The sequence below is a fragment of the Acinetobacter sp. YH12219 genome, assembly GCF_013417875.1.
GTDB lineage: Bacteria > Pseudomonadota > Gammaproteobacteria > Pseudomonadales > Moraxellaceae > Acinetobacter > Acinetobacter amyesii.
Genome location: NZ_VPDC01000003.1, coordinates 17,732 through 39,667, shown reverse-complemented (window position 1 = coordinate 39,667; position 21,936 = coordinate 17,732). Strand labels below are relative to the sequence as shown.

Genomic DNA, 21,936 nt, shown 5'->3' with positions numbered 1-21,936 from the left:
TTTAAACATAAAAAAGGCAGTGAATATTCACTGCCTGAGATTATACGCTGATTATTAATTCAACGCTTCAATCTTTTTAATCCAAGCTTGCTTTTCAGCAACTGAAATAAATGATGCTTCAAAAGAGTTGATTGCCAGTTGCTTTAACTCTGCATTGCTTAGATCAAGCGCTTTGGTGATCGCAATGAAGTTATCATTCATATAACCACCAAAGTACGATGGATCATCTGAATTGACGGTCACATGCACACCTTGTTGCAATAGACGGCGAATATTATGCTCAGCCATATCTTTGACCACGCAGAGCTTTAAATTGCTCAATGGGCAAACGGTTAATGGCATTTTCTCTGCAATTAAACGTTGCATCAAAGCAGGATCTTCTTCTGAACGTACACCATGGTCAACACGATTTACTTTCAACAAATCCAAGGCTTCCCATACGTATTCTGCTGGACCTTCTTCCCCTGCATGCGCAACGATAAGAAAACCGGCTTCACGGGCTTTTGCAAAAACACGTTCAAATTTTGATGGTGGATGACCCACTTCACTCGAATCTAAACCGACACCAATAATTTGATCTTTATATGGTAAAGCTTGTTCTAATGTTGCAAATGCTGCGTCTTCAGATAAATGACGCAAAAAGCACATAATCAGATGTGAGCTAATGCCCAGTTTCGTTTTAGCATCATCACAAGCGCGTTGTAAGCCATTCAAAACCGTTTCAAAAGCAACACCACGGTCTGTATGGGTTTGTGGGTCGAAGAACATTTCAGTATGAACCACATGATCTTCTGCACATTTTTCGAAATATGCCCATGCTAAATCATAAAAATCTTGCTCATGAATCAGTACATTTGCACCTGCATAATAAATGTCTAAAAAAGACTGTAAATTATGAAAGTTATACGCTTCTTTTAATTCTTCGACTGATTGATAAGGGATTGCAATATTGTTGCGTTGGGCAATTGCAAACATGAGTTCAGGCTCAAATGTCCCTTCAATATGCACATGTAGCTCTGCTTTTGGCAAAGCGCGAATCAGCTCAAGTTGATCCATCTCTTATCCTCATAAAAATAAAAAAGGGTGCAAACGGAGTTTACACCCTTTCGCTATTTGACAGTATTAACCGCCAAATGCAGCAAATTTTAATGCCCAAAGTGCAGCAATAATCCAGACCATATATGGTACAGTTTTCGCCTTACCTGTAAGCAATTTAACCAATGCATAGCTGATGAAGCCCATTGCAATACCGTCTGCAATTGAATACGTAAACGGCATAAATACAATTGTTAAGAATGCTGGGACTGCTTCAGTAATATCATCCCACTCAATATGAACGATACCTTGAATCATCAACACGCCAACAAACAATAATGCTGGTGCAGTTGCAAAACCTGGTACAGACTGAGCAAGTGGCGCTAAGAACAATGCCAAAATAAACAATACAGCAACTACAACTGCAGTTAAACCTGTACGACCACCGGCAGCAACACCTGCTGATGATTCAATATAAGGCGTAGTCGAAGACGTACCCAATGCCGCACCCGCAACAATTGCAGATGAGTCAGCAAATAATGCTTTCTTCAAACGTGGTAATTTACCGTCTTTTAATAAACCTGCACGGTGTGATACACCGACCAATGTACCTGTAGAGTCAAATAAATCGACCAAGAAGAATACAAAGATCACGCCAATCAAACTTGCGGTGAATAGACCTTCGAAGTTCATTTGCATGAATGTTGGAGCGATTGAAGGAATAGCACCTACAACACCTTTAAATTCGTTGAAGCCCAGCAGGGTTGAAATTGCAGTAATCACCAAAATACTGATGATGATTGCACCACGTACTTTGAAGTGATGCATAACCACAACCATCAAGAAGCCAAGTAAAGCTAACAAGACAGACGGCTGTTTTAAATCACCCAGACTAACCAATGTTGCAGGGTTATCAACAATAATGCCGGCATTTTTCAAAGAAACCAGCGCAAGGAATAAACCAATACCGCCACCGATCGCCAGTTTAAGCGACATTGGAATCGCATTGACAATCGCTTCACGGATTTTGAACATGCTGATAGCGATAAAAACAAGGCCAGAGACAAATACAGCTGCTAAAGCAGTTTGCCATTCCACGCCCATACCCAAACATACAGAATAGGTAAAGTAAGCGTTTAAACCCATACCGGGTGCTAAGGCAATTGGATAGTTAGCAACAAGACCCATCACCAAACAGCCAATGGCTGCTGCTAGACAGGTTGCGACAAAAACAGCGCCATGATCCATACCCGTTTCGGACAAAATCATTGGATTGACAATAATGATGTAACACATTGTCAAGAAAGTAGTTACACCTGCAATGACTTCTGTTTTGAAACTGGTTTTGTTTTCGCTCAGTTTAAACAGACGTTCAAGCATGTTCTCGGAAGATGGATTAGGAGTCGTCATGACCTAGCCCCTATGAAGTAAACTTTATGCATATAAGCATTCCACAAAATTAATCATGTCATGTATTCATCATTAATTTTGTGTATGCCTAAGCAACGAATATGCCAATTCGGCAGATTGTAGGCTTTAAAAAATCCTATTTTCAACAGCATACAACACAGTACAAATGTTGAAATTTGCAAACAAAAAAGCTGCATAAACCTATGCAGCTCCTCTATTTATGTCATTTAATTCGTATTTAATATCAATAAATACTGATCAAATTAATTTCGGCAAATTATAACACATTGATTTTTTAATGTTTCCAAATTTTCATCGCTTTTCAATTTAGTAAATTTAAGACATTGTTTTCTTTATAAAGTTTCAAATTATTATATATAAAAATAAAATATCAAGATTTAGACGAAGACTTCAAGACCATGCTTGAGCTCAATGCAGAAGCTGCAAGATTGACTTTTTTTAGCGCATATAAGGTGATGCGTTCAAATCATCATTGAACACCTGATTAATTTCTTGCTGTCGCTTTAACTCTGCATTTTTATAAACACTAAACCCTAAGAACACAATGCTGAGTATAAAAATTGGTATCAGTATTTTTTTCATAACAAAATTTTATTCATGTTTAAATATTTGGCTATAATAACAAAAAACTTAAACAAAAAAGTGACGTGTTTCACAATTTTATATCTTATTAAGTTATTTAATAAGCTATTTGTTCGATCAATGTTAAATTTGTAATATGTTTTAGACTGATAGACAAGATAATCACTGAATGTTTTTTCGAATCCTTTTCCGCAAAAAGCTTCAAATCATAGATCATTTCACCTAAGAAATTTAAAGCACGATCAATTTCACAACCCACTATTAAATCTCGAATGACGAAGATGAAAAAAGCCGCTGACTTCTAATCAGCGGCTATTCATATTCTTTTCAGTCTAAGTTTTTCAATTTTAAAATTAAGCGGCTTGTTGTTCATCTCGCTTAAAGACCAATTCGCCCTTTAAGCTACTCTCAGCATCGAAATAATAACCATCGGTATTGAACGACTTGATATCTTCAATACGTTCAATTTTATTTTCCAACAAATAACGCGCCATTAGGCCACGTGCTTTTTTGGCATAGAAGCTGATGACTTTATATTTGCCGTTCTTTTGATCCAGAAAAACTGGTTTGATGATTTCGGCTTTAATTTTTGATTCTTTGACCGACTTATAATATTCATCTGAAGCGATGTTGACCAAAAGTTCAGAGCCCGCTTTTTCCAAATCGTCATTGATGAGATTGGTGATTGTATTATCCCAAAACTCGTACAAGTTATGTCCACGTGGGTTTTGCAACTTGGTTCCCATCTCTAAACGATATGGCATCATTAAATCCAGTGGGCGCAATAAACCATAGAGACCTGAGAGCATACGCAAATGGGTTTGTGCATATTCAAGGTCTGTGTTTGCAAGTTGATAAGCATCTAAACCGGTATACACGTCACCTTTAAAGGCAAAAATTGCTTGACGTGCATTGGCAAAATCAAAATCAGGCTGCCAATCTCGGAAGCGCTCAACATTTAAAGTCGCAATTTTCTCACTGACACTCATCAAGCTTGAAATTTCACTTGCCGACAATTTACGTGCGACTGAGATCAATTCTTCAGAATGATCTAATAGCCGTGGTTGAGTAAATTTTTCAGTCGGTAAAGCGGTTTCGTAATCTAAAGTTTTTGCTGGAGAAATTAAAGCGAGCATAAACATCCTGATTAATTTTTAATTAAACAAACTATAACAGTAGAGTATTTTCAAATCCAATCTGTGTTTTTGATAAACATAATCTGTAAACTATGCGACTCTCCCGCTTTCACATTTTAGTCATTATGTCAGAACAACTGTTCATTCAAGGGCCGATGGGTCAACTTGAAATTTTTGTTGATTATCCACAGGGTGAAGTGAAAGGATTCGCGGTAGTTACACACCCTCACCCATTGCAAGGTGGCACACCACAGCACAAAGTACCTGTGCTTTTAGCGCAAATGTTCTTAGAACGTGGCTATGTTGTCTATCGCCCAAGTTTCCGCGGCTCTGGCCAAAGTGCAGGAATACATGACGAAGGCAATGGTGAAACCAAAGATACCATGCAAGTCATTGAATTTGCTCGTAGCCAACACCCAAACTTGCCATTTTATGCAGGCGGTTTTAGTTTTGGTGCAAATGTCATGACTAAATGCTATGCCCTATTGCCAGTGGAGTTACAGCCTGTACAGACTATTTTATGCGGCTTACCAACCACAACAGTTGCAGGTGTACGTCACTATGTGACACCGCATATCAAGGGGGATATTTTATTTATTCATGGTGAAGAAGATAATGTCACACTGTTATCTGACTTGATTCAGTGGGCCAAACCACAGCGCCATTTAATCACGGTTTTGCCAGGTGCAAACCACTTCTTTACGGGTTATCTAAAACAGCTTCGTATTGCGATTTCACGCTTTTTAGTCTAGAAAACAAAAAATGAGTCAGCTTATCTGGCTCATTTTTTTTGCCTATTGACTGCTTAATTCAACAAATATTCCAGATAAATTCACCTATATCACTTTTCGATTTATCCATCATTTAAATGCATTGGTGATCATTAGCTATTCAACATGTAATGACCTAAGCCGACGCTCGTTTAATTTTGATTACGCCTCAATTTTTTATCGAAAAACCAATAATTTACTTGTTTAAATGACTAACTACAGAAATAATACCCCAAAAAATTAAGATAAAATTTAGAGGGAAAAATGAAATTTATTGTTGCTGTGATTTTAAGTCTAGGCATTGCAGCTTTGGTTTATTATTTTAATTCAAAGCCCTCCACAACAACGAATTTGCCTGCATCTACGGTTGCAACCAATGATGGTCCCAAAGCCTATTTGACTGCGTCATACAAGATGAATGTCGATGGTCGTGATTTTAGCTTAAAGATGGTCTATGACTTTCCCAACAGCCAAGTGTGTGAAGCCCAACTCAACAGCACTGACACCATGAATATGATTTCAACCTTTAAGCAACGCTGTTCAAGTGACTCGGTGTGTAAAGAAGCTGAAATTTCGTCTTGTTCATCTTTTACCAATCAAAAATATAAAGATATGCTCGATAAAAACTATCATGACACCCATTATATTTATTTAAGCGATAGTAAATTGACTGATCAACGTGGTGTGATCGTGTTTTGGGGACTCAATGAACAAGAGTCAGAAAAAATGTGTGACTATGTGAAAAAGAGCAATCGAACCATTAATCCAATCAATATTGAATGTCTATAACGTTGTTCGATACATTCCGTTAAAAAATAAAAAAGCAGCGCTATGCTGCTTTTTTATGGATGATTTTTAATTCAATTTTTCAGATCATTTTGTCATTTGTTTCCATTGAAACTCACTATATGACTCTTCTTCTTTTAAACTGTTTTCGACTGCTTGAGCCAATTGGTTCAATAAACTTTGCTCAGTAATACGATCTAACCAATCTTGGTCTTCATCTGGATAAGAGGTAATTTCACAGACTAGACGACCTGATTCATCCTGCCCCTGACATGTCACTGAAAGTGGCAATTCATGTTGATCGACACTGACTGCAATCTGATCACCACTTTGCGATAACGTTTGAAAGCCATATTTCTCAAGCTTACTTGCTAAAAACTCAGCCACTTGAGTTTGCGTATCAGCACTGCTTTCAACTCGATTTGAATCGCTATGGGCGGTGAATTGTAGTTTTCTCATGTATCTATCCAAAGACATTCTTGTTGTATGGTTTTAGCATAAGCAATTAAAACCAAACAGCCAAGCATTTGCTTGGCTGTTGTTGAATAAATATACAAATTTAGTGAATTATTTATTCACTTACCACAATCGTTAAACCGGCTTGAGTCGCTAGCTCTGTAAATGTCGGGAAGCTGGTCGCAACAGTTTCTGTACCCACGATATTAATTTCACCCGAAGTACGTAAACCTGCCATTGAGAAGCTCATTGCAATACGGTGGTCATGATGTGATTCGATTTGACCACCTGTGAAGATTGCACCCCACTCACCCGCTTTGCCTTGACCTTCAATGATAATGCCGTCCTCGGTTGGCGTACAATCGATACCCATAATTTTTAGGCCATCTGCCATCACTTGAATACGATCCGACTCTTTCACTCGAAGTTCAGCTGCACCGGTCAAAATGGTTTGACCTTCTGCACATGCCGCTGCAATAAATAACGCTGGGAATTCATCAATCGCCAATGGCACTTGATCTTCTGGCATATGAATGCCTTTGAGTGTACGTGAACCACGAATACGAATATCTGCAATCGGCTCACCGCCAGCGATACGTTCATTTTCAACAGTCAGGTCAGCGCCCATCTGTTTTAAAATTTCGATCACACCTGTACGGGTTGGATTAATGCCGACCGCTTCGAGTGTGACATCTGAACCTTCGGTAATCGCTGCACCCACCATAAAGAATGCTGCAGATGAAATGTCAGAGGGTACTTGAATGTCTGTACCGACTAACTTGCCGCCACCTTGAAGTGAAATGCGGTTGCCTTCTGTTTTCACGTCATAACCAAATGCACGAAGCATACGCTCTGAATGGTCACGTGTTGGTTCCGGCTCAGTGACAACAGTTTCACCTTCCGCCCAAAGACCAGCCAACAAAATACCGGATTTTACTTGTGCAGATGCCATTGGTAAGTCGTAGTGAATACCTTTCAGGTTTTGACTTCCGGAAATAGACACGGGCGGCGTACCACGCTCACCTGTAGTTTGAATTTGCGCACCCATTTCACGTAATGGTTTGGCAATACGTTCCATTGGACGTTTTGATAATGACGCATCACCCGTCATCACCGAATCAAACTTCTGTGCCGACAACATGCCTGAAAGCAAACGCATTGAAGTGCCTGAGTTACCCATATACAAAGCGCCTGCCGGTGCTTTTAAACCATGCATGCCTACACCATGAATGGTGACTTCACCATTTTTAGGGCCTTCAATACTTACACCCATATCGCGGAATGCTTGGAGGGTTGCCAAGGCATCTTCACCTTCAAGGAAACCAGTGACGTGCGTTGTACCTTCTGCAATAGCACCAAACATGATAGAGCGATGTGACACAGATTTATCACCTGGCACAGTAAATTTACCTTGGAATTGCTTTGGACCCGGTAAAATTTTGAATTGCTGTGTCGTCACTTTATTTTTCTCCATCAGTGGTTTCTTTGCGAGCATGTGATTGAAATGTTGACGTGCCGCTTGTGCATGTCCCAACAGTCCCATCAACGCTTGTGAGTTTTCATCTTCAATCAGTTTGCGAAGAATAGCCAATTGTTTTTCAAAGCCATCCACCGCATTTAAAATTGCCTTTTTATTGGCAAAAAAGATGTCATGCCACATATGTGGGTCGCTTGCAGCAATGCGTGAGAAATCACGAAAACCGCCAGCGGCATAACGGAAAATATCTAAATTGTCTTCTCGGTTCGCAAGTTGCTCAACCAAGTTAAATGCCATCAAATGCGGAAGATGACTGGTATGGGCCAACACTTCGTCGTGTTTTCCCACATCCATGCAAATTACTTCCGCTTTGGCAGCTTGCCACAATTGAATCAGTTTCTCTACAGCCCAATCTGCACTGCTAGGTAATGGTGTCAAAATCACTTTGTGATTAGCAAATAAATCTACCTTACCTGCATGCACACCTGTTAGTTCAGCCCCAGCAATCGGATGCCCCGGTACAAAACCAGCAGGTAATTGCTCACCATAGACCGCTTTCGCTGCATCAACGACATTGCCTTTAGTACTTCCAACATCGGTAATAATCGTCTGTTCGGTTAGATAAGGTTTGATCGCCTCAAGGACTTTTTGTGTCGCACGTACAGGCAAAGCCAAGACAACGAGATCTGCACCTTTGACCGCTTCGGCAGGATCGCTATAACCCTGCTGAATAAGTCCTAAAGCTTTTGCATCTTCTAAAGTTTTTTGTGAACGCGTAGACGCCACAATTTCTTTAGCCAAATCTTCAGCAATCATGACACGAGCTAGGCTTGAGCCAATCAGCCCAAGCCCAATAAAAGCAACTTTTTCAAATAGTGGCACAGACATGACTTAAGCTTTAGCCTCTAAGCCCAAAACTTTAGCCAATGCAGCTAAGAATTTAGCATTTTCAGCTTCAGTCCCAATTGATACACGTAAATGCTCGGGGATACCAACTGGACGAACAATCACACCTTCTTTTAATAAAGCATTGAAAGTCTGTGCAGGATCTGCTTTTACATTTACTAAAATGAAGTTGGCACGTGAAGGCACATACGCTAAACCTAGAGCATCAAAGCCTGACTCAAGTTGAGCCATACCCGCTTTGTTCACTACGCGTGATTTTTCAATAAACGCTTCATCTTTAAGTGCAGCAACTGCAGCAACCATTGCTAAATGGTTGACGTTGAATGGTTGACGAATACGATTAAGGAAATCCGTCACTTCAACTGAAGCCAAGGCAAAACCAACACGTAAGGCAGCCAAGCCATAACATTTTGACATGGTACGGCTAACGATTAAGTTTGCGTATTGATCTAAGAATTTCAAGCTGTTGAAGTTTTCTGGGAAATATTCCACATAAGCTTCATCTAAAACCACGATCACATTTGCAGGTACTTTTTGCATGAACGCTTCAAATTCAGCTTCTTCAAACCATGTACCTGTTGGATTATTTGGGTTCGCAATAAAAATTAATTTAGTATTGTCTTTAATTGCCGCAGCCATTGCATCTAGGTCATGTGAAAAACCTTTTGCAGGCACTTCAATCGCTTCAGCATTAATGGCTTGTGTCACCAGACCATACACAGCAAATGCGTGTTGGCTATACACCACAGAATCTTGCTCTGAAACAAAAGCACGAGCGAAAATTTCTAGAAGATCATTTGAACCATTGCCCAACGTAATGCGGTCATGTGCAATACCAAATTGTTTTTCAACTTGGTCTTTCAAAATAAAACCGCCACCATCCGGATATCGACCAATTTCTGCAAGTTCAGCAGCAACCGCTTCTTTCACTTTGTCAGAACAACCCAATGGGTTTTCATTTGATGCGAGTTTTACGATATCTGTAATACCCAACTCACGCTCAAGTTCACTAATTGGTTTACCTGGTTGGTAAGGCTTTAGCTTTGCAATGCCTTCATTGGCTGGGACAAACGTCATTTTACACTTCCAGTTTTTTCAAATGATGAAGGTGATCAACTCCTGATGGAATTGATCACAGTTGTGATCTTAAAGAACAGCAATCGGATATGAACCCAATACACGAATTTCTTTAACCAATGGACGAATTTCTTCAATCGCTGCTTTGACATTGTCTTGTTCTACATGGCCTTCAAGGTCAACAAAGAAGACATAGGCCCATTTTTCAGGCAAGGCAGGACGTGTTTCAATACTGGTCAAACTGATATTGTGTTTTGCAAATGGTGCAAGAATTTCAAGCAACGCCCCTGCACGGTCATGCGCAGAAATCAACAATGAAGTTTTATCATTGCCCGATTGCGGTACTTTCTCACGACCAATCACCAAGAAACGAGTAGTATTTTCAGGATTGTCTTCAATATTGCTATGCAAAATTTCAAGGTTGTAAATGTTCGCAGCGACTTCAGAAGCAATTGCTGCTGAGTGCCATTCATTACGAATACGGCGTGCAGCTTCTGCATTTGAACTGAGTGCAACACGTTCTACACCTGGATAATGAGCATCTAACCAACCACGGCATTGCGCCAAAGTTTGTTGATGAGCATAAATTTGTTTAATGCTGTCTTTACGTGTGTTTTCAGACACTAGGAATTGGTGATGAATACGCAGCTCCACTTCACCAATAACATTCAGATGTGAAGATTTGAAGCAATCTAGGGTATGGTTCACTACACCTTCAGATGAGTTCTCTACAGGCACAAGACCATAGTGCGCACTGCCTGCTTCTACTTCGCGGAATACTTCATCAATCGTTGGAAGAGGGCGAACAACAGCGTCTTGACCGAAATGTTTTAAAACAGCCGAATGCGTATAAGTTCCGACTGGACCTAAAAACGCAATACTTTGCGGCGCTTCCAGGGCTAGACAAGCCGACATGATCTCACGGAATAAACGTGCCATTGTCACATCAGACAATGGGCCTTCGTTACGATCCATAACTTTACGTAAAACTTGCGCCTCACGTTCAGGACGATAAAACAATGGATTCTCTTCTGCAGCAAATTTTGCTTTTGCCACAGCTTCAGCTAGTTTCGCACGACGGTTGATAAGTTGTTGAATCTGCATATCAACAGAGTCGATATCTTCACGAATTTGAGCTAAGTCCAGAGAAGTCGGAGTGTTTTGATCATCGTTGATCATTGTTATGTCGCCCTTCAAAAAAATTTTGCAAACAGTATAACAATAGTTAGCTTTCAAATGTTGCGCAATACGACTTTGATGGTTTCAGCCTTAAAAACATACAGTTGATTAAAGCTTCATCAGCTTAACTTAAGAGCCAAAACAGCCAAACTGATAGGTAAAGCCATAATTAAGGCAAATCTTACCTTTTGACGGCTTTATTGATCATTCATCTTGAGCAGCACAATAAATAGACCTTCTCTTTTCCTCCAAATTTGCATCAGATCCATCCCCTTGTATAAACCCATCAATCAATTTGTTTCATTGGTCATTTCAGTTTTAAATTTTGCTCTCAATACTTGAAGCAAAATAAAAATTTCAAAACTTGGCTTTCATGGCATAGAAATAATTTGAAACTTAAAGATGATCTATATAAACACTTGGTCATTGATCGTTTTTTCAGTGACTTAATAGGCACTTTCATCTAGTGTTTACAGTCATTGACGCATTTATTACAAAAGACACAGGTAATTTTTTTCATTGCTTTGTAGTCTAAATATCAGAAAAAAAATAACAGACCCATAGGTACAAGTATGCACAAGAAAATTGCAGTGTTAGTGACCTACGATTTTGAAGATATTGAGTACCTTGAGCCTGTGGAGGCCTTTCGAGCCGCTCGGCACAGCATTATCAATATCGAAGATCAGGTTGGAAAAATCGTTTACGGTATTAAACGCCGTTCCCAGATCACCATTGACCAGAGTATCGAAGACGCCTCTGTCCATGATTTTGATGCCTTGTTTATTCCCGGCGGTTATTCCCCAGAGAAACTCTCTTTAGATGACCGTTTTATCTATTTTGTACGTAATTTTGCAGATAGCCAAAAGCCGATCTTGAGCAGTTGCCATGGTCCACAGTTGTTATTAGAAGCTGGTGTTATACAAGGTCGCCATTTCGCCCAATCTGAAACGCTGAAATCTGCTTTACTAAACGCAGGTGTGGTGGTGTCGGATCAATCGGTCGTGAATGATAATAACCTGTATATATCGTCTCGCAGTACTTTAGATATACCTGAATTTATCGAAGTCTGTCTGCAAGTTTTGGGGCAACCGTCATTATCTTAGGTCTCAATATATTCACTTACACTCAACCGCATAATCTAATTCAAACACGCAAATCTATAGAAAGACATCTTAAAAAAATAGCGAAGTCATCACTTCGCTATTTTAATTTTCAGCCTGATAATTTGTTTATCGACCTAAAATACTTCGTGCCACGATTTCTTTCATAATTTCATTGGTGCCACCGTAGATTTGCTGAATACGTGCATCGACAAAGAAACGTGAAATTGGATATTCCGTCATATAACCATAGCCACCAAATAATTGAAGTAGATTATGGGCCACTTTCATTTGCATATCGGTAGAAAAGCTCTTGAGTGCTGCTGCAGTTTCAACATCAAGTTTGCCTTGCATATAAAGTTCAACATTTTGATTATAAAATGCCGCTGTAGCCAATTCGTCAATCTTAGCCTGTGCCAAGACAAAACGAGTATTTTGGAACTGTCCGATCGCCTGTCCGAACGCTTGTCGCTCTTTAACATACTGCGTTGCCACATCAATGGAACCGCGAATCGCACCAATTGCAGTCGAGGCAATTGCGGTACGTTCACGCGGTAACTCTTGCATCAAGTAAGCAAAGCCTTGTCCAGCTTGACCCAAAAGTTGCTCTTTTGGCACTTTGACGTTGTCATAAAACAACTCTGAAGTGTCTTGCGCATGCAGACCAATTTTGTCGAGGTTGGTACCTTTCTTAAATCCATCCAAATGTGTATCGACTAAAAGTAATGACACACCTTTGGCACGTGCTTGTGGATCAGTTTTCGCAGCCAATACCACAAGGTCTGCATGTTGACCATTTGAAATAAAAGTTTTCGAGCCATTGAGTAGATAATGATCGCCCTGCAAAATTGCACTACTGCGCATAGACTGTAAGTCCGAACCTGCTCCCGGCTCTGTCATACCAATAGCACCGACCACTTCACCTGTGACCATTTTCGGTAACCAATATTGTTTTTGTTCTTCTGAACCAATGTGCAAAATATAAGGCGCTGCAATTTCAGAATGGCATGAAATACCTGTCGATAATGCACTAAAACCTGCTCGCGCAGATTCTTCGACTAGCATCAGTGAATAATGCGTTGGAACGCCATAGCCGCCATATTCTTCAGGCACATCGACACATAAAAAGCCATTTTCACCCAAGGCATTCCATACTGAACGCGGCATAATGCCTTCACGTTCCCATTGCTCATAATGTGGTGCGACATGCTCTGCCATAAAACGGCGAAAGTTATCTCGAAATAATTCTAAGTCTGCATCATAAGCCAGCATGTGTTTCTTCCTTGGTTGAGTTTGTTGTTTTGTTGAACTCCATCCTATTGCAGTTTAGAACAGCCGTCATGCCTAAAAACTAAAGCGTTCAAATTTGGCTTTGGCCTTGCATAAAAAAGGAAGCCGAAGCTTCCTTTTTAAACACATCTTTTACATCACAGCATCTGCCTTAGGCATGATGTGCATTACCTTCTTCTTGCATCTGACGGTCAATTTCTTCAGGGTTTGCCAAAGCAAAATCCAGTTTTTCTTTGTCTAATTGACCCACCCATTTTGCAACCACAATCGTTGCCAATGAGTTACCGACAAGGTTCGTTAATGCACGTGCTTCTGACATGAAACGGTCAATACCAAGAATCAATGCCAAACCAGCAACAGGAATATGCCCCACAGCAGAAAGTGTTGCAGCCATAACAATAAAGCCTGAACCCGTCACACCCGCAGCACCCTTAGATGAAATCAGTAGAACCAATAACAAAGTGATCTGATGCGAAATATCAAGCGGCGTATTGGTCGCTTGTGCAATAAAGATCGCCGCCATAGTCAGGTAAATAGACGTACCATCTAGGTTAAATGAATAGCCTGTTGGAATAACCAGACCCACTACAGATTTTTCTGCACCTGCAAGTTCGAGTTTTTTCAACATACGTGGCAGTACAGATTCTGAAGATGACGTACCTAGTACGATCAAGAGTTCTTCGCGAATCATACGAATCATTTTGAGGATACTGAAACCGCAAATACGTGCAATTGAGCCAAGTACAAGGAAAATAAACAGTAAACAGGTAATATAGAAGCAGATGATCAACTGACCCAATTGCGCCAAACTACCGATACCATATTTACCAATGGTATAAGCCATCGCACCGAAGGCACCAATTGGCGCAAGCTTCATGATCATGTTTACAATGTTAAAGAATACATGTGCAATTTGATCAATAAACTTCAATACAGGCTTACCTGCATCACCAAGTTTATGCAATGCAAAACCAAATAATAAGGCAAATAATAGAACTTGAAGAATCTCACCCTCAGCAAACGCACCAACAACGGTGTTTGGGATGATATTCATAAAGAAATCTTGGGTAGATTGTGCTGCACCAGATTCAACATATTTAGAAATACCTGAAGTATCTAAAGATGCTGGATCTACGTTCATGCCTACACCTGGTTTTGCAATATTAATTACTGCAAGACCAATGATGAGTGCGATGGTCGAAACAATTTCGAAGTATAGTAAAGCGACACCACCTGTTTTACCCACAGATTTCATGCTTTCCATACCTGCAATACCACTCACCACGGTACAGAAGATCACAGGTGCAATAATCATTTTAATCAGCTTGATGAAACCTTGTCCTAGTGGATAGAACAATTCACCCCAGCCTTTTACGTATTGCTCGGTACCATTGATAATTTGTGTGCCACTTGGTGAGAAATGCCCCACCAATACACCCGCAATAATGGCAACGATCACTTGAAAATATAGTGACTTATAAATTGGTTTTTTAGCCATGACATTACTTCACGATATATTTCTGCTTCAAAGAAATATTCAGTTTTTGTCTATTTTCAAAAAATAAACAGCCCAAAACCCCTTTGTCTTCGACAAAAGAGCACCAAAGGTATTTGACTTAGCCAAATACAGAAAAACGAAATATGTATGGTGATTAAATAATCACATCAGGACCTGATATAAAATCAGCGCATTGATCAGGAGATGAAACACATACTAAAGTAGGTTAAATTTTACCTGTTTTTTAATGGCTTGTTCTGCCACAAATGTTAATTTCGGTTAAATAATAGACCGAGTTTATTAGACGATAGTCTAAAGACATCCTTTTTTAAACCTGTTATCAGGCTGAAAAATACCAACTATAGAAGTAAACTATCCTTAAGTCCTAATTTTAAGCCCAGTATTTGCATGAACAATAAACGAAATATTTACAAAGATTTTGAACATCCTTTTGCGCAATTTGTCCGTATCGTGGGTAAAGGTAAAAATGGCGCACGTTCTCTCACTTATGATGAAGCCTACCAAGCGTTCAGCATGATCTTAAAAGATGAGGTTTTAGACGTTCAATTGGGCGCTTTCTTGATGTTATTGCGTGTAAAAGAAGAATCTGTCGATGAACTGACAGGCTTTGTCCAAGCCACACGTGATCAGCTCAAGTTTAAAAAGCTTGATGTCGATTTAGATTGGTCATCTTATGCAGGTAAACGCAAACATTATCCTTGGTTTTTATTGGCCGCATTAACGCTGGCAAAACACGGCTACAATGTCGTAATGCATGGCGCTTCAGGTCATACCATTAACCGCCTTTATACAGAACAAGTATTAGAGTATTTGGGTTTTCCTATTTGCCAAAATGATACAGATGTGGAACAGCAGCTTATACAACGTCATTTTGCTTATATTCCGCTCGACGTCATTTCACCAATACTCAGTGATTTAATTTCACTACGCAATGTCATGGGCTTACGTTCCCCAATTCACACCCTTGCGCGTCTGATAAATCCATTTAATGCCAAAGCCACCATGCAAGCGATTTTCCATCCAGCCTATCGTGGATCACACCAACGTGCGGCATTCCAATTGGGTTATCAAAATAGTGCTGTCATTAAGGGTGAAGGTGGTGAATTCGAACGTAACCCCGATGCAAAAACCTTAATTTGTGGCATCAAGGATGGTGAAATGTATGAACATGAGTTGCCTAAACTGACGGACAACCGTAGTCCAGTCGAAGAAGAACTTGATTTGGCCGTTTTTAAAGCCGTTTGGGACGGTCAGCAGACACATGAATATGGTGAAATCGCAGTGACCGAAACCATGGGAATCGCACTGTCTACCATGGGCGCCGTCGCAAGTTTTGATGATGCAATGCAAACTGCCAAAACCATGTGGGCAAATCGTCACGCTTAAATAAGCAGTATGAAGCAAAAAATTTAGGCATGCATCAAGCCAATAAAAAGCCAGCATTAAGCTGGCTTTTTCAATCAGACAGAAAACGGATTAAACGAAACGAATCGGCTTGAACTCAGGTTCTTCCACATGCGAGTCGCAATGCTCATCTTCTTCTTTGGTCCCGCGGTCGATATAACCACTACGCTCATCTTCTGGCAAATGTTTAATTTCCCATGCATACACCGCTTGCATACAAATTTGACGTTGTTCTTGAGTCAGCGCTACGCCATTTGGCCATTTACCAATTTCAATTGCCGTTTTTAATCGACCAACAATTTCAGGATCGAGTACGGCAAGCATCTGTTCAATATTCATAATTAATCCTGCTTTAATGAGTCAAAATCTTGGTTCCAGCCTAGCTTGGTACGACATGCCATATAGAAGTCATAACCAGGTGGATGTAATAAGTTGAGCTTAAATGGATGTTTGCGGATATGTAAACTATCGCCTACACCCAATGATACACTGTGTTGACCATCGGCACTGACCATTGGTAGAACACGATTTTCACGAATCAAAATTTTAATTTCGCTTTGTCCGCCGACGACAATCGGCCGTGACGACAAAGTATGTGGATGCATTGGCACTAAGGCAATCGCATCCATACTTGGGTGGACAATCGGACCACCACCAGATAATGCATAAGCTGTAGAGCCGGTTGGTGTCGAAACAATTAAACCGTCACTGTGTTGGCGGTATACATATTGCCCATCAATATTCAGTTCAAAGTCGATCATGTGTACCGATTTACCCGAGTGCAGCACAATATCATTTAAAGCTACAGCATCATAAATCGACTCGCCTTTCGAGCGGATTTCCATTTCTAGCAAGAAACGTCGGTCTAGCTGAAACTCACCTTTGAGCACTTGATCTAACTTGAAAATCACTTCTGTCGGTTTGATATCGGTCAGGAAGCCCAAACGACCACGGTTCACCCCAATCACAGGGGTATTATATTTCACCAAGGCACGTGCGGCATGAAGCAATGAACCATCTCCCCCAACAACGATAACCAAATCGACGACTTCACCCAATAAATTACGGCTGACCGTCTGAGTATTATTGTAGGGAACCAGCTGCGCTGTTTGCGTATCAAATACAGGATGTAATCCCAAACTTAAAATATGATCGTGGATCAAACATAGGGTTTCGATCACTGATGATTTGTCTGGACGACCAATCAACCCAATGTTTCGAAATGATTTATGTGAAATTTGCACCTGCGCTTTTGCTCCGCTTCGCCTCATTGGTATCATATCACTAACAGAAATGATTTAAAAAAACTTTAAAGTTTCGACTTTAGTGAAGTAGCTTCCAATATTTTGCATACATATAACAGTTTAAATATTGCAAAATACTGAAAAGCTTCGCATGATTAGCAAAATTTCTCAGGGTCTTATCACTATTTATGAAGTCTGAACGTGGCATAGGCATAATTGCACTGATTTTTTCGCTGTTGATTGTCGGCGGATTTCTCGTGTTCAGCATTTATCTTATTCGTCTAGATAATATTGTACGGGACAAATTCGAAGGTCAACGCTGGGATATTCCAGCCAAGGTATTTGCACGTCCTTTAGAAATTTATACCAATGCGCCTGTAAGCCAAGCAGACCTCAACCAAGAACTGAAACTTTTGGGCTATAACGCTCAAGATAGCTATGCGAAAACAGGGAGTTACGTTACTTCTGGCAATGTGACCTATATCCATACGCGTGGTTTTGACTTTGGTGATAGTGTCGACCCGGAACAAGTCCTTAAAGTGACCTTTGGTGAAGATCAAATCACTGAAGTAAGTGCGACTAAACCTTCAAGTAGTGGTATTGCCCGTTTAGAGCCGATGTTAATTGGTGGTATTTATCCTCAGCACAATGAAGACCGTGTGCTGATTAAACTCGATAAAGTACCTAAGCCTTTAATCCAAGCTTTAATTGCTACAGAAGACCGTAATTTCTATCAGCATCATGGTATTTCCATTCGTGGTACAGCACGTGCCATTGTGAGTAATGTCACAGGTGGTAAACGTCAAGGTGGTTCGACCCTCACTCAGCAATTGGTGAAAAATTTTTATTTATCGCCTGAGAGAACCATTAAGCGTAAGGCCAACGAAGCCTTAATGGCCATGCTGATTGAACTTCACTATGACAAAGATGAAATTCTTGAAGCTTATTTAAACGAAGTGAACTTAGGTCAAAACGGTAACTATTCCATCAATGGTTATGGTTTAGCCTCACAATTCTATTTTGGTTTACCCCTACGTGAACTAAATATTGCTCAGCAGGCTTATTTAGTCGGTTTGGTACAAGGCCCGACCCTATTTAATCCGTGGAAAAACCCTGAAGGTGCGATTAAACGCCGTAATATTGTGTTAAACAATATGGTAGTGATGGGCTATTTAACTCAGGAACAATATGAAACTGAGTCAGCGCGTCCATTAAATGTCATTACTAAACCAACATTGGGCCCTTCTCGCTTCCCTGACTATATGGATATCGTGCGTCGTCAATTGCGTACCGAATACCAAGAAAGCGATTTGACCAATCAAGGTCTGCGTATTTTCACCGCGATGGACCCGATTGCTCAAACTCGTGTACAAACTGCATTTAAAGAATCTGTGGCACGTTTAAGTAATGCCAATCCAGCACGCTTGAAAGAATTACAAGGCGCGGTACTGGTGTCTCATCCTGAAAATGGTGAATTGGTTTCAGCAGTCGGTTCAACGCAGGACTTTACTGGCTTTAACCGTACAATGGATGCTAAACGTCAAGTCGGTTCATTGCTAAAACCTGTGATTTACCTCAGTGCGATAGAATCAAACCGTTATAACTGGGCGAGTCAAATCGAAGACAGTCCTATCAGCATTCAAAGTGATGGCAAAGCTTGGACACCGAAAAACTATAGTGGTGGTGCACATGGTGTCGTACCAATGGTCGATGCCCTATCAAACTCTTATAACCTCTCTGCGGTACGCTTAGGTCAAGAGTTCGGTATGTCGACTTTTATTAACCATCTGAAAAAGTTTGGTGTGACTTCTAATATTCCAAGCTACCCTTCGATTTACCTTGGTGCTATCGATATGTCACCGATGGAAGTGATGAGTGTGTATGGCAACTTTGCAACCGGTGGCTTCAAATATCCAGTGAAAGCTATTCGTTCAGTGGTCGATGCCAATGGTCGTTTATTAGATCGTTATAGCTTAACGGTACAACCGACTATTGCACCTGATGCAGCCTTTATCTTGAACTATGGTTTACAACAAGTCATGAGTTCAGGGACAGGCCGTTCTGCTTATGCATCATTACCAGCTTCACTCAAACTTGCAGGTAAATCAGGGACAACCAATGATACGCGTGACTCATGGTTTGCAGGTTATTCAGGTAATTATTTAAGTGTGGTTTGGTTAGGTTTAGACAACAACAAAGTTACAGGCTTAACGGGTTCGTCAGGAGCACTTCCGGTTTGGACCAATGTCATGAAGCAGTTACGTCAAAAGCCAGTTAATTTACGTCAACCAGACAGCGTACAGTGGCATTGGTTAGACCGTTATTCAGGTAATTTATCTGCACAGCATTGTACAGGTGCGATGTATATTCCTCTGTCGCGCAACTCTATTCCAAATCAAGCGACGGCATGTGGTTCGACACAATATGAAGTAGAACCTTACACAGTTGATACTGAAGAGACGCAGCCAACTCAGGAACAAAATGATAGTTTAGGTGACTACATTCGTGAAAGTGATGTCGATAATGATCAGGGTTCATCTGATCAACCTCGCATCATCTCAAGTGGAGAGTATACAAATTAAATTGCAAAACATTAAAGTTTTAAAAACGTTCAGTATTCTGAGCGTTTTGACGATCATTTTGGCTGGTTGCCAAACCATAGTCGAACCTGAGCAAAAGCCGCCTGCTCCACCTGAAAAAAAGGCAGATATCCATGACTCTTCTGGGGTCATTATTACGCCATATGACCATCCAGAAATTAAACGTCAACGCATCGTTATTCCTGAGCAGAAAACCCAAATTCAAAAGTTTGATGATGGTCGTGACTTACCTGCATTCAAAAAATTGATGCAAACTACGCAAACCGCTTATGCCAATGGAAAATGGAATGAAGCTGAAAGTGCTGCAACTCAAGCACAGCGTTTGGCACCACAATCTGCGGAAACTTTTTTATATTTGGCAATGATCGCCAATCGAAAAAATCAACCTGCGAATGCAGAATCGTTGGCACTGCGTGGATTAAGCTATGCTCAAACCAAGCCGATGAAACAACAGCTTTGGAATGTTGTTTTAAAAGCTGGTCAAATGCAAAAGAAAAGCAGCACCATTCAAAAAGCACAACAAGCAATTAAAGCTCTTTAAGCACCCCGTAAAAAAGCTTGATCTTAATTGAGATCAGGCTTTTTTATTTAAAACATACTAAAAGTAAGCTTATTTCCAATAGTTACTTTAAGTCTAAAATATCGACTTTAAATACAAATTTAATTCAATACACACTTTAATTTAAAAACTGCGAATACCTGCCACCCCATAAGCATGATGTTGCTGTGAAATAGACAATAATTCAGGACGCATGCCACCTAAAGCAAAAACAGGGATTTCTATGCCTCGTGCAATCTCAGAAAAATGCGCCCATCCCATACCTTGCGCCTCTGGATGACTTTGTGTCGCCAGAACTGGGCTCATAAAAATAGCCTCACAGCCAATTTTTTGCGCATGCAGCGCAGAAACTTGATCATGACAAGCTGCGATATAGCGCTTCCCAAGCTGTAAATCACCTTTATTTTTTTTCAGCAATTGGTGCTGCTTAAGATGTAAAGCCGAAATATGTGCTTGCACCTCTGTAGAGAGTAATGACCATAGATCTTCATTAATTATCAGTTGTTTTAAAATCACGGTAGGTAATTGATTTAATGCCTCTGCATTTTCTGCGCTGGCATCGACTCGCCAATAATACAACAGCGTCTCTTTAAGCGTTTCAAGTGTTGGTAAATCGGCGGTGATTTTGATCTGTTGCTGCCAATATAAACGCTGCAAAATAGCTTGATTGGCCTTTGGAAAATTCAAACTCATGAGTTGTTGACGCGAATACCAGGCCCATGGCTTTTGGATTTCATTCAGCAACGCATGCGGGACGGTGGCATGAAATAAATGTAATTTCACAATGACATCATCATATTCATGTTGAATAAAATCAAAAGCATGCCAGTCATGTAAACCAATTCCAACCTCTTCAAAAATTTCACGACGACAAGCCTGTTCAGGACTTTCACCCTGCTCGACTTTACCGCCCGGAAACTCATGTTTATTGCCCTGATGTTGTTTTGCTTCACGCCAACCCACCAGTACTTTGTCTTGATGCAATAAAATCGCAATGGCGACATCGATTTGCGGTTTAGACATAGTTCCCTGCTCTCTACTCTGTTCCAATTGATATCTAAGTGTAAGCAAATTTATCTTTTTTATAAAATCCTAAAATTACCGTTGACAGGCCTATTCGATAATGATTATCATTTAAACCATTCAGAAATACACCACGGAGTCGACGGAATGAACGCACCATTTAGCCTTTTTACTCGTAGCAATGAAGCACACCACTCACTGCCAATGCTACATTCAAACAACCTTTTTGCTTTAGGACGTGAAATTCGCATTATGCATGCAGGTGAAGAATATCGACTACGTTTAACACGAAATAATCGCCTTATTTTGACCAAATAATTTCTGATAAAAATAATAATTATCAGCGCAATAAAAATAATCGT

General features: G+C 40.3%; 19 protein-coding genes. 7 read left to right on the top strand and 12 right to left on the bottom strand.

The genetic code is table 11. The features are described 5' to 3' along the window. Nucleotides 1–54: 54 nt before the first annotated feature. The 3 genes from FTV04_RS02435 to yaaA all read right to left on the bottom strand — a co-directional run bounded on the left by FTV04_RS02435 (nt 55) and on the right by yaaA (nt 4,184). Nucleotides 55–1,056 (bottom strand): adenosine deaminase, encoded by a 1,002-nt coding sequence (locus FTV04_RS02435; protein ID WP_180050097.1) that lies wholly within the window; start codon nt 1,054–1,056, stop codon nt 55–57. Nucleotides 1,057–1,122: 66 nt separating this feature from the next. After that, complete coding sequence (locus FTV04_RS02430; protein ID WP_111885323.1) at nt 1,123–2,445, bottom strand: NCS2 family permease; 1,323 nt, start codon at nt 2,443–2,445, stop codon at nt 1,123–1,125. 956 nt (nt 2,446–3,401) lie between these two features. After that, a complete protein-coding gene (yaaA, locus tag FTV04_RS02425) occupies nt 3,402–4,184 on the bottom strand; it encodes a peroxide stress protein YaaA (protein ID WP_180088502.1) in 783 nt (260 codons plus the stop codon). A gap of 125 nt (nt 4,185–4,309) precedes the next feature. Between yaaA and FTV04_RS02420 the strand changes: the two genes are divergently transcribed. Together FTV04_RS02420 and FTV04_RS02415 are read left to right on the top strand one after the other, a co-directional pair. Continuing rightward, the gene (locus tag FTV04_RS02420; RefSeq protein ID WP_180088500.1) at nt 4,310–4,936 is read left to right on the top strand and encodes an alpha/beta hydrolase; all 627 of its coding nucleotides are present in this window, start codon (nt 4,310–4,312) and stop codon (nt 4,934–4,936) included. 282 nt (nt 4,937–5,218) lie between these two features. Then, nucleotides 5,219–5,743 (top strand): hypothetical protein, encoded by a 525-nt coding sequence (locus FTV04_RS02415; RefSeq protein ID WP_180088498.1) that lies wholly within the window; start codon nt 5,219–5,221, stop codon nt 5,741–5,743. Between the two features lie 84 nt (nt 5,744–5,827). Here the strand turns inward: FTV04_RS02415 and FTV04_RS02410 are convergent, their stop codons facing one another. The 4 genes from FTV04_RS02410 to pheA all read right to left on the bottom strand — a co-directional run bounded on the left by FTV04_RS02410 (nt 5,828) and on the right by pheA (nt 10,835). Next, complete coding sequence (locus tag FTV04_RS02410; RefSeq protein WP_180020847.1) at nt 5,828–6,199, bottom strand: hypothetical protein; 372 nt, start codon at nt 6,197–6,199, stop codon at nt 5,828–5,830. A 112-nt stretch (nt 6,200–6,311) separates the two neighbouring features. After that, nucleotides 6,312–8,561 carry a bifunctional prephenate dehydrogenase/3-phosphoshikimate 1-carboxyvinyltransferase gene (locus tag FTV04_RS02405; protein WP_180088496.1) on the bottom strand — a complete coding sequence of 750 codons (2,250 nt, stop codon included), beginning with the start codon at nt 8,559–8,561 and terminating at the stop codon, nt 6,312–6,314. A 3-nt stretch (nt 8,562–8,564) separates the two neighbouring features. Next, nucleotides 8,565–9,656 carry a histidinol-phosphate transaminase gene (gene hisC, locus FTV04_RS02400; protein ID WP_078189092.1) on the bottom strand — a complete coding sequence of 364 codons (1,092 nt, stop codon included), beginning with the start codon at nt 9,654–9,656 and terminating at the stop codon, nt 8,565–8,567. Nucleotides 9,657–9,725: 69 nt separating this feature from the next. Continuing rightward, nucleotides 9,726–10,835, bottom strand: coding sequence for a prephenate dehydratase (pheA, locus tag FTV04_RS02395; protein WP_180077541.1), 1,110 nt, complete (start codon nt 10,833–10,835; stop codon nt 9,726–9,728). 572 nt (nt 10,836–11,407) lie between these two features. On the opposite strand from pheA, the gene FTV04_RS02390 reads away from it, so the two are divergent. After that, entirely contained in the window at nt 11,408–11,938 is a 531-nt protein-coding gene (locus FTV04_RS02390; RefSeq protein ID WP_180088494.1) for a DJ-1/PfpI family protein, read from the top strand. Nucleotides 11,939–12,064: 126 nt separating this feature from the next. Here the strand turns inward: FTV04_RS02390 and FTV04_RS02385 are convergent, their stop codons facing one another. Both FTV04_RS02385 and FTV04_RS02380 read right to left on the bottom strand, forming a co-directional pair. Beyond that, nucleotides 12,065–13,207, bottom strand: coding sequence for an acyl-CoA dehydrogenase family protein (locus tag FTV04_RS02385; RefSeq protein WP_180020843.1), 1,143 nt, complete (start codon nt 13,205–13,207; stop codon nt 12,065–12,067). 169 nt (nt 13,208–13,376) lie between these two features. Beyond that, nucleotides 13,377–14,723 (bottom strand): dicarboxylate/amino acid:cation symporter, encoded by a 1,347-nt coding sequence (locus FTV04_RS02380; protein WP_180009487.1) that lies wholly within the window; start codon nt 14,721–14,723, stop codon nt 13,377–13,379. A gap of 408 nt (nt 14,724–15,131) precedes the next feature. On the opposite strand from FTV04_RS02380, the gene FTV04_RS02375 reads away from it, so the two are divergent. Beyond that, nucleotides 15,132–16,130 carry a glycosyl transferase family protein gene (locus tag FTV04_RS02375; protein WP_180088492.1) on the top strand — a complete coding sequence of 333 codons (999 nt, stop codon included), beginning with the start codon at nt 15,132–15,134 and terminating at the stop codon, nt 16,128–16,130. Between the two features lie 90 nt (nt 16,131–16,220). Here FTV04_RS02375 and FTV04_RS02370 read toward each other — a convergent pair whose 3' ends face one another. After that, a complete protein-coding gene (locus FTV04_RS02370; protein WP_078189099.1) occupies nt 16,221–16,487 on the bottom strand; it encodes a YeaC family protein in 267 nt (88 codons plus the stop codon). Between the two features lie 2 nt (nt 16,488–16,489). Then, nucleotides 16,490–17,428 (bottom strand): NAD(+) kinase, encoded by a 939-nt coding sequence (locus FTV04_RS02365; RefSeq protein ID WP_078189100.1) that lies wholly within the window; start codon nt 17,426–17,428, stop codon nt 16,490–16,492. A 152-nt stretch (nt 17,429–17,580) separates the two neighbouring features. Here FTV04_RS02365 and mrcB point away from each other — a divergent pair, with 152 nt between their 5' ends. Both mrcB and FTV04_RS02355 read left to right on the top strand, forming a co-directional pair. Continuing rightward, nucleotides 17,581–19,974, top strand: coding sequence for a penicillin-binding protein 1B (gene mrcB, locus FTV04_RS02360; RefSeq protein WP_180088490.1), 2,394 nt, complete (start codon nt 17,581–17,583; stop codon nt 19,972–19,974). Further along, complete coding sequence (locus tag FTV04_RS02355; RefSeq protein WP_257220948.1) at nt 19,916–20,533, top strand: tetratricopeptide repeat protein; 618 nt, start codon at nt 19,916–19,918, stop codon at nt 20,531–20,533. Before mrcB ends, FTV04_RS02355 begins: the two co-directional genes overlap by 59 nt. Before the next feature lie 141 nt (nt 20,534–20,674). On the opposite strand, the gene FTV04_RS02350 is transcribed toward FTV04_RS02355, so the two are convergent. Beyond that, complete coding sequence (locus FTV04_RS02350; protein WP_180009489.1) at nt 20,675–21,574, bottom strand: NUDIX domain-containing protein; 900 nt, start codon at nt 21,572–21,574, stop codon at nt 20,675–20,677. A 147-nt stretch (nt 21,575–21,721) separates the two neighbouring features. Here FTV04_RS02350 and hemP point away from each other — a divergent pair, with 147 nt between their 5' ends. Next, nucleotides 21,722–21,892 carry a hemin uptake protein HemP gene (gene hemP / locus FTV04_RS02345; protein ID WP_078189103.1) on the top strand — a complete coding sequence of 57 codons (171 nt, stop codon included), beginning with the start codon at nt 21,722–21,724 and terminating at the stop codon, nt 21,890–21,892. Nucleotides 21,893–21,936 lie beyond the last annotated feature (44 nt).